Annotated in this window: 16 protein-coding genes; 10 read left to right on the forward strand and 6 right to left on the reverse strand. The window is 69.9% G+C overall.

Annotated features, from left to right (window positions below; genetic code table 11):
* Positions 1-43 precede the first annotated feature (43 nt).
* The 5 genes from ACTZQ5_RS06635 to ACTZQ5_RS06655 all read left to right on the forward strand — a co-directional run bounded on the left by ACTZQ5_RS06635 (position 44) and on the right by ACTZQ5_RS06655 (position 5,547).
* Positions 44-1,126 (forward strand): type III polyketide synthase, encoded by a 1,083-nt coding sequence (locus tag ACTZQ5_RS06635; RefSeq protein ID WP_443584371.1) that lies wholly within the window; start codon positions 44-46, stop codon positions 1,124-1,126.
* Positions 1,123-1,812 carry a methyltransferase domain-containing protein gene (locus tag ACTZQ5_RS06640; RefSeq protein WP_443584372.1) on the forward strand — a complete coding sequence of 230 codons (690 nt, stop codon included), beginning with the start codon at positions 1,123-1,125 and terminating at the stop codon, positions 1,810-1,812. The genes ACTZQ5_RS06635 and ACTZQ5_RS06640 overlap by 4 nt, the downstream gene beginning before the upstream one ends.
* Positions 1,791-2,873 (forward strand): NAD(P)/FAD-dependent oxidoreductase, encoded by a 1,083-nt coding sequence (locus tag ACTZQ5_RS06645; protein ID WP_443584373.1) that lies wholly within the window; start codon positions 1,791-1,793, stop codon positions 2,871-2,873. The genes ACTZQ5_RS06640 and ACTZQ5_RS06645 overlap by 22 nt, the downstream gene beginning before the upstream one ends.
* Before the next feature lie 39 nt (positions 2,874-2,912).
* Positions 2,913-3,314 carry a peptide-methionine (R)-S-oxide reductase MsrB gene (msrB, locus tag ACTZQ5_RS06650; protein ID WP_443584374.1) on the forward strand — a complete coding sequence of 134 codons (402 nt, stop codon included), beginning with the start codon at positions 2,913-2,915 and terminating at the stop codon, positions 3,312-3,314.
* Between the two features lie 76 nt (positions 3,315-3,390).
* Positions 3,391-5,547, forward strand: a complete 2,157-nt coding sequence (locus tag ACTZQ5_RS06655) for a transglycosylase domain-containing protein (RefSeq protein WP_443584375.1) — start codon at positions 3,391-3,393, stop codon at positions 5,545-5,547.
* On the opposite strand, the gene ACTZQ5_RS06660 is transcribed toward ACTZQ5_RS06655, so the two are convergent.
* The 3 genes from ACTZQ5_RS06660 to ACTZQ5_RS06670 are packed head-to-tail and all read right to left on the reverse strand — an operon-like array spanning position 5,523 to position 7,227.
* Positions 5,523-6,197 (reverse strand): M48 family metallopeptidase, encoded by a 675-nt coding sequence (locus ACTZQ5_RS06660; RefSeq protein WP_443584376.1) that lies wholly within the window; start codon positions 6,195-6,197, stop codon positions 5,523-5,525. The genes ACTZQ5_RS06655 and ACTZQ5_RS06660 overlap by 25 nt on opposite strands.
* Positions 6,194-6,622 carry a YcgN family cysteine cluster protein gene (locus ACTZQ5_RS06665; RefSeq protein ID WP_443584377.1) on the reverse strand — a complete coding sequence of 143 codons (429 nt, stop codon included), beginning with the start codon at positions 6,620-6,622 and terminating at the stop codon, positions 6,194-6,196. The genes ACTZQ5_RS06660 and ACTZQ5_RS06665 overlap by 4 nt, the downstream gene beginning before the upstream one ends.
* On the reverse strand, positions 6,619-7,227 hold the full coding sequence (locus tag ACTZQ5_RS06670; RefSeq protein WP_443584378.1) for an SCO family protein: 609 nt from the start codon (positions 7,225-7,227) through the stop codon (positions 6,619-6,621). Before ACTZQ5_RS06670 ends, ACTZQ5_RS06665 begins: the two co-directional genes overlap by 4 nt.
* Positions 7,228-7,290: 63 nt before the next feature.
* Here ACTZQ5_RS06670 and ACTZQ5_RS06675 point away from each other — a divergent pair, with 63 nt between their 5' ends.
* Positions 7,291-7,887, forward strand: a complete 597-nt coding sequence (locus ACTZQ5_RS06675) for an ankyrin repeat domain-containing protein (RefSeq protein ID WP_443584379.1) — start codon at positions 7,291-7,293, stop codon at positions 7,885-7,887.
* Between the two features lie 12 nt (positions 7,888-7,899).
* On the opposite strand, the gene ACTZQ5_RS06680 is transcribed toward ACTZQ5_RS06675, so the two are convergent.
* Together ACTZQ5_RS06680 and ACTZQ5_RS06685 are read right to left on the reverse strand one after the other, a co-directional pair.
* The gene (locus ACTZQ5_RS06680) at positions 7,900-8,580 is read right to left on the reverse strand and encodes an HAD family hydrolase (RefSeq protein WP_443584380.1); all 681 of its coding nucleotides are present in this window, start codon (positions 8,578-8,580) and stop codon (positions 7,900-7,902) included.
* Positions 8,577-9,266 (reverse strand): YggS family pyridoxal phosphate-dependent enzyme, encoded by a 690-nt coding sequence (locus ACTZQ5_RS06685; protein WP_443584381.1) that lies wholly within the window; start codon positions 9,264-9,266, stop codon positions 8,577-8,579. Before ACTZQ5_RS06685 ends, ACTZQ5_RS06680 begins: the two co-directional genes overlap by 4 nt.
* A 21-nt stretch (positions 9,267-9,287) precedes the next feature.
* Between ACTZQ5_RS06685 and ACTZQ5_RS06690 the strand changes: the two genes are divergently transcribed.
* A complete protein-coding gene (locus ACTZQ5_RS06690; protein WP_443584382.1) occupies positions 9,288-9,875 on the forward strand; it encodes a thiamine phosphate synthase in 588 nt (195 codons plus the stop codon).
* Positions 9,876-9,999: 124 nt separating this feature from the next.
* Here the strand turns inward: ACTZQ5_RS06690 and ACTZQ5_RS06695 are convergent, their stop codons facing one another.
* On the reverse strand, positions 10,000-10,692 hold the full coding sequence (locus ACTZQ5_RS06695) for a hypothetical protein (RefSeq protein WP_443584383.1): 693 nt from the start codon (positions 10,690-10,692) through the stop codon (positions 10,000-10,002).
* Between the two features lie 231 nt (positions 10,693-10,923).
* Here ACTZQ5_RS06695 and ACTZQ5_RS06700 point away from each other — a divergent pair, with 231 nt between their 5' ends.
* The 3 genes from ACTZQ5_RS06700 to lptE are packed head-to-tail and all read left to right on the forward strand — an operon-like array spanning position 10,924 to position 14,368.
* Positions 10,924-11,370: a DUF3576 domain-containing protein gene (locus ACTZQ5_RS06700; protein WP_443584384.1), complete on the forward strand. Its 447-nt coding sequence runs from the start codon at positions 10,924-10,926 to the stop codon at positions 11,368-11,370.
* A gap of 8 nt (positions 11,371-11,378) precedes the next feature.
* Complete coding sequence (leuS, locus tag ACTZQ5_RS06705; RefSeq protein WP_443584385.1) at positions 11,379-13,877, forward strand: leucine--tRNA ligase; 2,499 nt, start codon at positions 11,379-11,381, stop codon at positions 13,875-13,877.
* A complete protein-coding gene (gene lptE / locus ACTZQ5_RS06710; RefSeq protein WP_443584386.1) occupies positions 13,874-14,368 on the forward strand; it encodes an LPS assembly lipoprotein LptE in 495 nt (164 codons plus the stop codon). Before leuS ends, lptE begins: the two co-directional genes overlap by 4 nt.
* Positions 14,369-14,370: the final 2 nt, after the last annotated feature.

The following is a 14,370-nucleotide window of genomic DNA, read 5'->3' on the forward strand; positions in this document are numbered from 1 at the left end:
GCGGCATGCCGGCACCGTTCCTAAGTGCCTAAAAAGGTTTCAGGTGTCGCCAGTTTCATCCGGTCATCCCACCGCGCACATCCAGGCGATCGGCACCGCCGTTCCGGCGCAGGACGTCCACGCCGCCTTCATCGACTGGGCGGCCGAGCGGGTCGAGCCACGCGTGCGGCCGGTGTTCGCCCGCATGGCGGCGCGGGCCGGCATCGCGCACCGCTGGTCGGTGCTGTCCGCCGCGGACGGCGCCAGCCCGGTGGCGCCCGGCGGGTTCTACGCCGGCGAGCATCCCGGCACGGCCGCGCGGATGGAAACCTATGCGCGCGAAGCCCCCGTCCTCGCGCTCGCCGCCGTCGCCGATCTCGCCACGCGGGCGGACCTGTCGGGGATCACCCATCTGGTGGTGGCGAGCTGCACCGGTTTCGTCGCGCCGGGCATCGACCAGATCATCGCCGCCCGGCTCGGCCTGTCGCCCGACACCGAGCGGCTGCTGATCGGCTTCATGGGCTGCTACGCCGCGGTCGTGGCGCTGCGCAGCGCCCGCCATATCGTGCGATCCGATCCGGCGGCGCGCGTGCTGGTGGTGACGGTGGAACTGTCCTCGCTGCACCTGCAGGACACGACCGCACTCGAACCGCTGCTCGCCATGCTCCAGTTCGGCGACGGTGCCGCAGCGGCGCTGGTCAGCGCGGAGCCCCAGGGTATCGCGCTCGGCCGGCCGTTCGCCGCGACGCTGCCCGATAGCGCCGCACTGATCCGCTGGACGATCACCGACACGGGCTTTGCGATGCACCTCGACGGGGCGGTGCCGGCACGGATCGGCGCGGCGCTGGGCGATGCCGATTTCGCCGCGGCGGTCACCGGCTCAGCCGATCCCGCCTCGCTGTTCTGGGCGGTGCATGCCGGCGGCCGCTCCATCCTGGACGCCGTGCAACAGGCACTGGCGCTGCCCCGCGAAGCGCTCGGCGCGTCGCGGGCGGTGCTGGCGGACAATGGCAACATGTCGTCGGCGACGCTGATGTTCGTGCTCGCCCGCCTGCTCGCTGATCCCCCACGGCAGGCCGAGGGCGTGGCGCTCGCCTTCGGTCCCGGCCTCGCCGCCGAGGGGCTGGCGTTGCGCCGCGCGGCATGAGCCTCGCCGTCCGCACTGAGGCGGAGGAGCTGATGGACGCCGACGACCTGCCGGCCGACGTCTATGCCGCGGTGGTCGCCGACCTGGCGCGGGTCAACACGGTGACGCTGGCGGCGCGCCCGACGCTCGCCTTCCTCGATCGCGCGGTCGGGCAGCGAAGCAGGCTGCGGCTGGTCGACGTGGGTTATGGCGATGGCGACATGCTGCGCCGGATCGCGCGCTGGGCGGCGCGGCGCGGCATCGTCGCCGAACTGGTCGGTATCGACCTCAACCCGCGCAGCGAGGCCGCAGCGCGTGCGCATAGCCCGCGCGACCTGCCGATCGAGTGGCGGACCGGCGATTATGCCGATCTCGCCGGTGAAGGCTGGGATGTCGTCCTCTCCAGCCTCGTCGCGCACCATATGACGCGGCCTCAGCTGATCGCCTTCCTCCGCTTCATGGAGCGCGAGGCGGCCTGTGGCTGGCTGGTCAACGATCTTCATCGCCACGGCTTCGCGTATCGCGGGTTTCCGCTGCTCGCCCGCCTCGCCCGCTGGCACCCGATCGTGCGGCACGACGGCACGCTGTCGATCGCCCGCTCCTATCGCCCCGCCGAATGGCCGCCGCTGCTCGCCGCGGCAGGGATCACCGATGCGCGCGTGTTCCGCGCCTTTCCGTTCCGGCTGTGCGTCGAACGGCTGCGCTGATCGTCGGGGGCGGACCGGCGGGGTCGGCCGCGGCGATCCGGCTGGCGCGTGGCGGCGCCCGGCCGCTGCTGCTGGAGCGGCATGCCGATGGCGATGCACTGTGCGGCGGCTTCGTCAGCTGGCGCACGATCGAGCGTCTGATCGCCCTCGGCATCGATCCCGACCGGCTCAATCGCGACCGGTTGACGCAGGTGACGCTGTTCGCAGGGAACCGTGTGCGCGAAGCGACACTGCCGCAGCCGGCGCTCGGCGTGTCGCGGCGGCGGCTGGACACGCTGTTGCGCGCCGCCGCCCTCCACGCGGGCGCCGCCGTGGAAGGCGGCGTGACGGTGCGCACGATCGAAGGATCGACCGCGCAGCTGGCCGATGGCGCGACGATCGCCGGCGATGCGCTGTTCCTAGCCACCGGCAAGCATGACCTGCGCGGCCTCGCCCGCCCGGCGGCGGCGCGGGGCACCGACCCGACGCTGGGCCTGCGCGTGCGGCTGGCGTCCTCCCCCGCGCTGACGCAGGCGCTCGCGGGTCGGATCGAGCTGCACCTGTTCGATCGCGGCTATGCCGGCATCGCCTTGCAGGAGGATGGCAGCGCCAACGTCTGCATGGCGGTGCACCGGTCGCGATTGCAGACCGCGGGCACGCCCGCCGATCTGCTCGCCGCGCTGGGCCGGGAATCGCCCCGCCTCGGCGACCGGCTCGCCTCGCTCGCCGCCGACGCGGACGTCGATGCCATCGCCAACGTGCCCTATGGCTGGCGGCAGCGCAGCGGCATGGCCGGCCTGTTCCGGCTCGGCGACCAGGCGGGCGTCATCCCCTCGCTTGCCGGCGAAGGCATGGGGATCGCGCTGGCGAGCGGCTTGGGGGCCGCCGACGCCTTTCTGGTCGGCGGACCGGTGGCAGCGGCGCCCTGGCAGCGGCGCTTCGCCCGCCGCCTCGCCCGGCCGATGGCCATCGCCGGGGCGGTCCGCCGCATCGCCGAGAGCCGTTGGTCGGCCGCCGCGATCGCGGCGATGCCGCCCGGACTGATCCAGGTCATGGCCCATGCGACCAGAATGGGGCCATGATGGTTGACGACGCCTCCGGCCCTCACGAAATTGGAAGCCATGGATCAGCTCAATCTCTCGGAAACCGAATGGCGCAAGCGGCTGACGCCGGCGCAATACCACGTCCTGCGCGAGGCAGGCACCGAACGCGCCTTCGCCGGCGCGCTCACCGACAACAAGGCGGACGGCCTGTATCATTGCGCGGCCTGTCACCTCGACCTGTTCGACAGCGCCGACAAATACGACAGCGGCTCGGGCTGGCCCAGCTTCACCCAGCCGATCGAGGCCGATCGGGTCGCGGACCACACCGACACCAGCCACGGCATGCGCCGCACCGAAACGCGGTGCGCGCGCTGCGACAGCCATCTCGGCCACGTCTTTCCCGACGGGCCGCCGCCGACCGGCCTGCGCTATTGCATGAACTCGATCGCGCTCGAATTCCGGGCGCGCAAGGCGGCCTGACGCGCCGGACGGCTGCGGGGGCGTGGCGGGTTCGGCTTGTGGGGAACGCGGTTAACCGGTAGTTGCTGCGCCCTTCATGGCCCGTGCGCGCACCCCCCGCTCCGCTCCCGCTCCCCGCTCTCGCTGGCGCCGGCGGATCGTCATCACCTTGCAGGTCCTGATCGGGCTCGCGATCCTCGCTTTCGGGGCATTGGTGATCGCGGTCTATGTCGCGCGATCGCAGTTGCCGAGCTTCGACGAGCTGAAATCGTCGCCCAACGGCCAGATGATCCGCGTCCATGCCGCCGACGGCAGCGTGATCGCCTCGCTCGGACCGAGCTACGGCGAATGGCTGTCGTACGACCGGATCCCGACCGTGATGCGCGAAGCGACGATCGCGGTGGAGGATCGCCGCTTCTACGACCATCCCGGCGTCGATCCGGTCGGCATCCTGCGCTCGTTCGTGGTCAATTACCAGCGCGGGCGCCGGGTGCAGGGCGGATCGACGCTGACCCAGCAGCTCGCCCGCACCGTCTTCCTCAGCAACCAGAAGCGGATCGGCCGCAAATTCCGCGAAGCCATCCTGGCGCTCGCGCTCGAACGCAAGTTCAGCAAGGAAGAGATCCTCGACCTCTACCTGAACAAAGTCTATTACGGCGGCGGTGCCTACGGGATCGACGCCGCCAGCCGCAAGTTCTTCGGCCATGGTGCAGAGCGGCTTAGTCTTGCCGAAGCGGCGGTGATAGCCGGCCTGGTCAAGGCGCCGTCCAACTATTCCCCCACCGCCGACGTCGATGCCGCCAAGGGGCGCGCCGGCGTGGTGCTTCGGCAGATGGTGCGCGGCGGCTTCATCACCCAGGCGCAGGCGGACGCCGCCGATGTCGCCGACCTCAAGCTCAGCCCCGAACCGCGGCAGAATTCGGCGCGCTACTTCACCGACTGGGCGCTGCCGCAGCTCGACACGCTGATCGACGAGACGCAGGCGCCGCTGGAGGTGTGGACGACGCTGGACCTCGGCATGCAGCGCGATGCCGATGCCGCGATCCGTGCCAACGCCCCGCCGGGCGTGCAGGGCGCGCTCGTCAGCCTCGACCGCGACGGCGCGGTGCGGGCGATGGTCGGCGGCAAGGATTACGTGTCGTCGATCTACAATCGCGCGACGCAGGCGGTGCGCCAGCCGGGATCGGCGTTCAAGCTGTTCGTCTACCTCGCCGCGCTGGAGGCGGGCCACAAGCCCGAGGATAAGATCGTCGACGAGCCCGTGACGATCGACGGCTGGAGCCCGCGCAACGATTCGCGCCGCAATTCCGGATCGGTGACGCTGCGCACCGCCTTTGCCTATTCGCTCAACACGGTGGCGGCCAAGCTGGGGCAGGAGGTGGGCTTTTCCACCGTCGCCGACATGGCGCGCCGCTTCGGCATCACCACGCCGATCAACACCCATCCGGCGATGGTCCTCGGCACCAGCGACGTGCGCCTCATCGACATGACCCGCGCCTTCGCCAGCGTCGCCAACAAGGGCGTGGCGGTGACCCCCTATGGCATCACCCGCGTCACCGCCAACGGGCAGGAGATCTACCGGCACGAGGTGGATCGCAGCCGCGTGCTCGTCGCGCCCTATGTCGCGGCGGAGATGGTCGACCTGCTGCAGACCACGGTCAACACCGGGACCGGCCGTTCGGCGCAGATCGGCCGGCCGGTGGCGGGCAAGACCGGCACCACCACCTCGCTGAAGGACGGCTGGTTCCTCGGCTTCTCCAGCGGCCTCACCACGGGCGTGTGGATGGGCCGCGACGATGCCCGGCCGGTATCCGGCCTGCACGGCGGCACCGCGCCGGCGCGCGCCTTTGCCGCGTTCATGAAGCCTGCCACCGCCAACCGGCCGATCGAGCAGTTCGAGACGCAGGTGACGCTGCCCGAGTGGCAGCTGGAGCCCGACGAGGAGGCGTATTTCGGCCAGCCCGACAACGGCACCGCGATGGTGGACGAGGACGGCAATCCGATCGCGGCGCCCTCGCGCGACGATGGGCAGCAGGCGGAGGATGACGGCGTGCCGCAGGCGCCGCCGACCCAGCCGCAGCAGCAGCTCGACGATCTGATCGATCGCGTCACCGGCCGCGATGCTCCCCGCGACGCCCCGCCGCCGCGCGAGGTGCAGCCCGATGGCCGGCGCGACGACCGGCGCCGCGACCTGCCCCCGCCCGTCCGCCAGCCGCTACAGCGGCCGCTTCAGGACGAACGCCCGATCCAGTGAAGCGCGGCACCGTGCGTGCGTAGCCAGGCGCGTGCCGGCGTCGGATCGGCACCGTACAAGCGTTCGACCAGCGCGTGGAAGACGGGCGCGTGGTTCATGTGCACGCGATGCGCGACCTCATGCGCCACCGTCGCGCGCCGGACCCAGCCGGGCGCGAGGATCAGCCGCCAGCTGTAGCGGATCACCCCGTCGACGGCGCAGCTGCCCCAGCGCCCGCGCGCATCGCCGATCCCGACCCTGGCGACGGTGACGCCGGCCTTGGCGGCATAGTCCATCGTCTCGGCGGTCAGCAGGTCGAGCGCTTGCCGCTTCAGCCATGTCTCGACCCGGCGCGGCAGCGTCGCGATCGGCCCTGACAGCGACAGCGTGTCGCCGACCACCTCCACCCGACGCCGGGCACCCGGTTGCCACGCGATCGTCAGCGCCGCGTCGGCGACGGTGAGCACCATGCCCGGCGCATAGGGCTGTGGCTGCGGCAGGGTGGCGCGCTGGGCGGCGATCCAGTCCGCCTTGCCCTGCGCCCAGGCCAGCGCCGGCTTCAGCGCCGCGCGCTTGGGGACGACCAGCCGCACCGCGCCGCTCGCCGGATCGATCGACAGCCGTATCCGCCGCGCCGTGGGATGGCGGACGACCTCGAACGGCGTGGTCACAATTCGCGATCGATGACGTGGTTCTCGAGGTCGCCGACATCGGCTTCGCTCACCGTCCAGCCCCGCACGGAGATGCCGGCGGCGTGCACCGTCTCACGATCGCCGCTGATGAGGTAATGCCAGTCGCGCAACGGCTCGCCCGCCGCGCGCAGGCGGTAGGCGCAGGTGGAGGGCAGCCAGTCGATTCCGCGCACGTTGCGCGCGGTCAGCCGCACGCATTCGGGCACATAGGCGTGGCGGTGCTTGTAATCCGAGCAGAAACCGCTGCGCCGGTCGAGCAACCGGCAGGCGACGTTGGTCGGCACGATGGCGCCGGTATCCTCGTCCTCCAGCTTGTGGATGCAGCATTTGCCGCAACCGTCGCACAGCGCCTCCCATTGCGCACGATCGAGCTGTTCGATCGGCAGCTCCCAGAAGTTCGTCATCTCGCCCAGCGCTTGATCTCGTCGGCCACGGCTTGCGGCCCCTTGTCGGAGGGCAGCAGCGCAAGCGGCTTGCCGTCCGGATCCATCAGATAGGTGGTGCGGCTGTGGTTCACCAGATAGCCGCCACCGGGCTGTGTCTCACCCTTGCCGGCATAGATGCCATAGGCCTTGGCGATGCCCGCGACCTGCTGCGGCGTGCCGGTCAGCCCCACCATGCGCGGGTGGAAGGCGGCGACGAAGCTCTTGAGCACCTTGGGACTGTCACGCTCGGGATCGACGCTGACGAACACCGGCACGATCCGGCGCGCGAGGTCGGGATCGCTGGCATCGACCATCGCCAGCCCCTTGCCGATCGCCGCCGCATCGACGGGGCAGACATCCGGGCAGAAGGTATAGCCGAAGTACATGATCCGGTACTTGCCGGCGAAATCGCGGTCGGTGACGGTGCGGCCGTCCTGGTTCACCAGCGTGAAGGGGCCGCCGATCCGCGCGCCGGCCAGCGGCGGTGCCTCCGTCGGCTGCGGCTGGCATGCGACGAGAGCGAACGCGGCGAACGGTACGGCGGCCCGCAGGAGACGGCGCAGGTCTGGGCGCAAAATGTTCATGACCACGCCAGCTGTGATCTGTTACCTGCGGCAGGGCAAGCCTTCCTCGTCAAGGGACCGTCCATGATCCGCCCGCGTCATCTCCTCCTGCTCGCTCTTGCCGCCGCCTCCGCGCCGGTCGCCGCGCAGCAGCAGTCGGAAAGCTACAAGTTCCTGTCGGCGATCGAGAAGGAGGACGGCAAGGCGGTCACCACGATGATCGAGACGCCGGGCAGCACGATCATCAACACCAAGTCGCCGACCACCGGCAAGGCCGCGCTGCACACGCTGATCGGCCATTCGGGCAGCATGTACGTGCAATATCTGTTGCAGCACAAAGCCGATCCCAACATCCGCGACGGCAAGGGCAACACGCCGCTGATGCTGGCGGCGCTGGCCGGCCGCGAGGACCTGGTCGACCTGCTGCTCGCCTACAAGGCGAATCCGAACCTCGCCAACCAGTCGGGGCAGACCGCACTGATCCTGGCGGTCAACGCGCGCGAAGAGGCGATCGCGCGGACCTTGCTCAACAAGGGCGCCGATCCCGACCAGACCGACAACATGGCCGGCCTGTCGGCGCGCGACTATGCGCTGCGCGATTCGCGCAACCCGATGATGGTCCAGCTGTTCAAGGATGCGCCCAAGAAGGCGCGCGCGCAGGTTGCCGGCCCCAAATTCTGATCGGGTTTCGCGCTACGCCGTCACCACGGGCGCGCCGACCAGCCGCGCCACCTCGGTGAAATCGGCCGCCACTGCCTGCACTCCCAGCGCCTTCAACCGCGCATCATGGCCGACGCCGCAATGCGTGCCGGCGCACAGGCCGATCACATAGCCGCCCGATGCCACCGCCCCGGTGGCACCGACCGGCGAATCCTCGATGATCGCGCAATCGGCGATCGGCACGCCGATCGCGGCGGCACCGTGCCAGTAGAGATCGGGCGCGGGCTTGCCCTTGGCCACATGTTCGCGGCCGCTGTAGATATGCTCGCCGAACGCGTCCGCGAGGCCGATATGGTCGAGGTGGCGGCGGATCCAGCGCGTCGGACTGGACGAGACGACCGCGCGCGGCAGGTCGGCGGGCAGCGAGCGGACGAACGCCACCGCACCCGCGACCGCGTCGATCCCCGCTGCCATCGCGCGCGCATCCTCCGCCTCGCGTGCGGCCTGGAAGCTGTCGGGCAGCGGACCGCCGATCCAGCGTTCGATCGCGGCGCGGAAATCGGGACCGGCCAGCCCCATGAAGTTCGCCATTGAATCCGCCGGCGTGGTCGGATGCCCCGCCCCGGTCAGCCATTCCGCGATCTGGCGGTTGCCGGCATATTCGCTCTCGATCAACACGCCGTCGAAGTCGAAGAGCAGCCCTGCGAACCTCATGCCGCCATCGCCTTGCGTGCGCCGAACAGCGCGCTGCCGACGCGCACATGCGTCGCGCCGAGCGTCACCGCCGTCGCATAGTCGCCGGACATACCCATGCTGAGGCCGCTCAGCCCCTCCTCACGCGCCAGCTTGGCGAGCAGCGCGAAATAGGGCGCCGGCTCGACATCGGCGGGCGGCAGGCACATCAGCCCGACGACCGGCAGACCGGCGGCGCGCGCCCGCTCCAGCAGGGCGGGCAGATCGGCGATGGCGCAGCCCCCCTTTTGATCCTCGGCACCGATATTCACCTGTACGAAGCAATCGGGCCGCCGCCCCGTCTTCGCCATCGCCGCCGCCAGCGCATCGACCAGCGACGGGCGATCCACCGTGTGGATCGCGTCGAACAACGCCACCGCATCCTCGGCCTTGTTGGATTGCAGCTGGCCGATCAGGTGCAGCGCAACGTCGGCATAGGCATCGCGCAACGCCGGCCATTTCGCCGCGGCTTCCTGCACGCGATTTTCACCGAAGACGCGATGGCCCGCATCCAGCAACGGGCGGATCGCCTCGGCCTCCTGCGTCTTGGAGACGGCGATCAGCGTCACGTCGGCAGGATCGCGGCTGGCGAGCCGCGCGGCCTGCGCGATGCCGTCGATCACGGCGGTGAGGGGAGTGGCGGCGGGTGGACGGGTGGCGGCGGTCATGCGCGCCGCTATAGCGGCCGGGTGGCCAATCTGAACCGCAATATCGATCCACGCCGCCATGCGTGGCTGATGACCGACGAGCGGATCGACGCGGACCTGCCGGCCGTCCTCCGCGCGCTGCCGCCGGGGGCGGGCGTGGTGTTCCGCCACCGCAGCCTGCCGCGGGGCGAGCGACACCGGTTGTTCCTGCGCATCCGCCGGCTGGCGCAGGCACGCCGTCTCCGGATCAGCGCCGCCGGGGGGCTGCCGGGGGCGCCGGGCCATGGCGGCCGCGATGCGCTGACCTATCCGGTGCACGATCGGAGCCAGGCGGTGGCAGCCGTGCGGGCCGGCGCCGCGTGGCTGTTCGTCTCGCCGATCTACGCCACCCGCTCGCATCCCGGCGCCCGGCCGCTCGGCGTGTCGCGCGCGTTGGCGATGACCAACGGGCTGGCTGCGAGCCGGGTCGCGCTCGGCGGCATGACGGCCACGCGCTGGCTCCGGCTGCGGCGCTATGGGTTCGAGGGTTGGGCGGCGATCGACGGGCTGGTCACGACGATGCAGTCCGGGCCCAAGCCCAAGGCCGCATTGGCCCCGCCGGACCACGCCGACCTAAGCCGCTCGTGCTGAGCCTGTCGAAGCACAGGTAAGACTCACGCCCGGCGACACGCGCCGCGTCCTCTATCAGCTGATGTTGCGGCGGAAGCATCCAGCCATCATCACGACGCCGCTACCGCAGCATCCAACGCCAGGATCAGAAGCGGAAGGCGGTCCCGACGTAGACCGACTGGCTGTCGTGCCGCGTGTCGTCCAGGCGGGCCAGCCGCTCGCGATCCGAGCGATAGCGCATGCCGGCGGTCACATCCAGGTTGCGGGTCAGCGCGTACGAGCTGCTGACGTCGACCGAATAGCTCGGCAGCTCCTGCGTCAGCTTGGGCGTGTTCTCCAGCGGCCGGTCGGCGACCGCCTGCAGGCGGCTGCTCGCGCGGCCGGCGCGGTAGGTCAGCGCCACGTCGGTCGATTCGCGGCTGCCCGGGATCGGTCCCAGGTCGATCCGGTTCATCGCCCCCGATACGGCGAAGCGCTTCCAGCCTACCGACACGCCCAGATTGTAGGCGATCGGCTGGATGCCGACGGTCGGCGTCGGTACTGCGGCGGCGCGGCCGGCATCGACCAGCGCGGTGCGGTTCGACCGTGCCCGGACGGCGACGGTCACCGCGCGCTTGTCCTGCCGCGCCTCGGCGGGGGTGAAGCGGAACTCGCTGCTGTCGAGGCCACCGCGCGCAATCGCTGCAGCCAGGCGCGGATCGGCCGCGGCGGGGGTAAAGGCGCCGGCGAAGCGTACCGGAGCGACCCGCTTGACGGGGCGGCTGCGCTCGCTCGCGCCGAACGCGGGTGCCACGACGATACCGGTGGCAACCAGCGCCCCCGTCATCATCACAGCCATCGCACGCCCCATGGCACGCTTCGCAAACACAAGCAGTCCCCTCGACTCCCGCTGCAACGCGCCTAACACGATTCAGGCGCATGCCAATATGGCAGCCTCACTTACCGGTGCGACATTTTGTCCGACTGTTGCAATCAGCACACAGATTTTGGGACTCGATGCGTCGCTTGCGGGGGGTCCGCTGCATCTATAGAGCGGATGCGCTCCAATTTTTGCAGGACAGTCACGCCCATGATCCGCTCGTTGCGCACCGCTCTCATGGTCGCCGCCATCGCCCTGCCGCTCGCCGCCTGCGGCGGCCGCAGCGGTGGCAAGGCCGTCGCCCAGTCAGACCTCGCCGCATCGAAGGTCACGACGATCGGCGTCAATTCCTACCTGTGGCGCGCCAGCCTCGACACGCTGTCGTTCATGCCGCTGCTGCAGACCGATTCCAACGGCGGCGTCATCGTCACCGACTGGTACGTCAATCCGCAGGTGCCGACCGAGCGGATGAAGGTGACCGTCTCGATCCTCGACCAGGATCTGCGCGCCGATGCCGTGCGCGTCGCCGCTCTGCGCGAGGTCAATCGCGGCGGCCAGTGGGTGTCCGCCCCCGTCGCCGCATCGACCACGCAGAAGCTGGAGGACGTGATCCTCACCCGCGCCCGCGACCTGCGCCGCGCGTCGATCGCGGGCTAATCCGGTTCATGGTTGAGCGTTTCAACGCATTGACGGCGGACCGGGCCTGGCAGCAGGTCTGGGACGAGCGACAGACCTTTGCCGCCCGCGACGACAGCGGCAAACCGCAAAGCTACGTGCTGGAGATGTTCCCCTATCCGTCGGGGCGCATCCACATGGGCCACGTGCGCAACTACACGATGGGCGACGTGCTGGCGCGCTTCCGGCGGATGCGCGGCTATGAAGTGCTCCACCCGATGGGCTGGGACGCGTTCGGCATGCCGGCCGAGAATGCGGCCATGGAAAAGCAGGTGCATCCCGGCACCTGGACCCGCGCCAACATCCAGACGATGAAGGCGCAGCTGAAGCGCCTCGGCTTCGCGCTCGACTGGAGCCGCGAGCTCGCCACCTGCGAGCCGGACTATTACGGCCACGAACAGGCGCTGTTCCTCGACATGTTCGCCGCCGGCCTCGTCTATCGCAAGGAATCGGCGGTCAACTGGGATCCGGTCGACATGACCGTGCTCGCCAACGAACAGGTGATCGACGGCCGCGGCTGGCGATCGGGCGCTTTGGTCGAGAAGCGCAAGCTCAGCCAGTGGTTCCTCAAGATCACCGACTTCGCCGATGAACTGATCGAGGGGCTCGGCCGCCTCGAACACTGGCCGGACAAGGTCAAGCTGATGCAGGAGAACTGGATCGGCAAGAGCCAGGGGCTGACCTTCGGATTCCAGGTGTCGAACGGCGAGACGATCGAGGTGTTCTCGACCCGCCCCGACACGATCTTCGGCGCCAGCTTCGTCGCTGTCGCCGCGGATCACCCGATCGCGCAAGCACTCGCCGGTCGGCCCAAGGTCGCCGCGTTCATCGAGCGCTGCAAGCAGGGCGGCACCACCGCCGCCGAACTGGAGACGCAGGAGAAGCTGGGCTTCGACACCGGCCTCACCGCCGTCCACCCGTTCGATGCCGACCGGCAGCTGCCCGTCTACATCGCCAATTTCGTGCTGATGGACTATGGCACCGGCGCGGTGATGGGCGTGCCGGCGCACGACCAGCGCGATCTCGATTTCGCCCGTAAATACGGCCTCGCCGTGCAGCGCGTGGTGTCCGACGGCGCGCTCGCCGATCCGGTGTTCGACGGCGACGAAGCCTATACCGGCCCCGGTGCCCTGGTGAATTCGCACTTCCTCGACGGCATGGACGTCGAGGACGCCAAGCGCGCGGTCATCACCCGCGCCGAGGATGGCGGCTGGGGCAAGGGATCCACCGTCTATCGCCTGCGCGACTGGGGCGTCAGCCGCCAGCGCTATTGGGGCACGCCGATCCCGATCATCCACTGCGACGCCTGCGGCGCGGTGCCGGTGCCCAAGGACCAGCTGCCCGTGGTGCTGCCCGAGGACGTGTCCTTCGCCGTTCCCGGCAACCCGCTCGACCGGCATCCGACGTGGAAGCACGTCCCCTGCCCCACCTGCGGCAAGGCTGCGGTCCGCGAAACCGACACGCTCGACACGTTCGCCGATTCGAGCTGGTATTTCATCCGCTTCGCCAGCCAGCCCAAGGACAAGCCTTTCGACCGCGCCGTCGCCGAAAGCTGGCTGCCGGTCGGCCAGTATATCGGCGGCGTGGAGCATGCAATCCTCCACCTGCTCTACGCGCGGTTCTGGACGCGCGCGTTGAAGCACATCGGCCAGCTCGATATCGCCGAACCGTTCACCGGCCTGTTCACGCAGGGCATGGTGACGCACGAGACGTACAAATCGTCGGACGGCCGCTGGCTCTCCCGCGATGACGTGCGCGACGGCGTGGAGATCGCGACTGGTGATCCTATCACGGTAGGCCGGGTCGAGAAGATGTCGAAGTCGAAGAAGAACACGGTCGATCCCGAACCGATCGTCGACCGCTACGGCGCCGATGCGACGCGCTGGTTCATGCTGTCGGATTCGCCGCCCGAACGCGACCTGCCGTGGAGCGAATCGGGCATAGAGGGCGCCTGGCGCTTCGTGCAGCGACTGTGGCGCCTCTTCGACGGTGAGGCCGCAGCGCCCGGAGAAGGCGGCGATCCCGCGCTCGACCGCAAGCTGCACCAGACCATCCTCGGCATCGAACAGGATATCGAAGCGCTCGCCTTCAACAAGGCGGTGGCGAAGCTGTACGAACTGGTGACGGCGATCGAACGCGCCGCTCCATCGGCATCGCGCAGCAACGCCGTCTACACGCTGATGCTGCTGGTCGCGCCGATGATCCCGCACGTCGCCGAGGAAGCCTGGGCGGCCAAGGGCTTCGACGGCTTGATCGCCGACGCCCCCTGGCCGGAGGTCGACGCGCGCCTGCTCGTCGAGGACGAGGTGACCATCGCGGTGCAGGTCAATGGCAAGCTGCGCGACACGCTGACCCTGCCCAAGGACTTGCCCAAGGACGCGATCGAGGCGGCGGCATTGGCTTCCGACAAGATCGTCCGCATCCTCGATGGCAAGCCCCCCAGGAAGGTGATCGTCGTGCCCGGACGCCTGGTGAACCTGGTCGCATGAGCCGTCTGCTGCTCCTCGCCCCGCTCGCGCTGATGACGGCGGGTTGCGGGCTCCAGCCCTTGTACGGCGGCGGGCCGGGCGGCAGCGTCGCACAGACGCTGGCCGACATCGAGGTCGCGCCGATCCAGGGCAAGGCGGGCTGGCTGATGGACAACGCCCTGCGCGATCGTCTCGCCGCCAGCGGCACCGCCCGCTATCGGCTGGATGTGAAGCTGGACGACAGGATCCAGGGCTTCGGCGTGCGGCGCGACGATGCGGTGACGCGCGAGCGGCGCACGCTGCGCGCGCGCTACCAGCTGGTGAACCTGGCCGACGGCAGCGTGCTGATCGACGCCACCGCCGGCTCGGATGCGGGCATCGACGTGGTGCAGTCGGAATATGCGACGATCGCGGCGGAGAACACCGCGCTGGAGCGGTTGTCCGGCATCGTCGCCGATCAGATCGTCGCCCGCCTCGCCGTCTACGCGCGCGGCCGTTCCAAGCCGCGGTGAAG

Origin of the sequence: Sphingomonas cellulosilytica, assembly GCF_052321755.1 — a bacterium.
Taxonomy (GTDB): Bacteria; Pseudomonadota; Alphaproteobacteria; order Sphingomonadales; family Sphingomonadaceae; genus Sphingomonas.